This window comes from Pauljensenia sp. UMB3104 (genome assembly GCF_030217285.1).
In the GTDB taxonomy this organism is placed as follows: Bacteria; Actinomycetota; Actinomycetes; order Actinomycetales; family Actinomycetaceae; genus Pauljensenia.
In genome coordinates this window covers 1-252 of record NZ_JASONN010000440.1, presented here as the reverse complement: position 1 = coordinate 252, position 252 = coordinate 1, and the positions used below count along the sequence as shown (strand labels likewise).

The 252-nt window shown below is 61.5% G+C and carries 1 pseudogene; it reads left to right on the top strand.

Annotated elements, in window-relative coordinates:
* A pseudogene (locus QP415_RS12330) lies at nucleotides 1-200 on the top strand (transcriptional regulator); the annotation flags it as partial.
* Nucleotides 201-252: the final 52 nt, after the last annotated feature.

Below are 252 nucleotides of genomic sequence, written 5' to 3'. Positions count from 1 at the left end.
AGGGCCATTGCCCGATTCAAAATGTCGCGGGAGATTTCCCGCAGCTGTGCGACGCCGAGACGCTTGCCTTTGGCAAGCTGCTCGATGTCCACGTCCAAAGACTCTCCACGCTCGCGGGCGGGGGACACGTGTGCACGACCCACATTCCCGTGGGTATGCCCGTGATCCGCCCCGGAGCGCGGAACGTGCGACGCAAGTAGCACACTGTTAAGAACGAGAGGTTGATACAACAATGACGCAGGCACCCGCCTC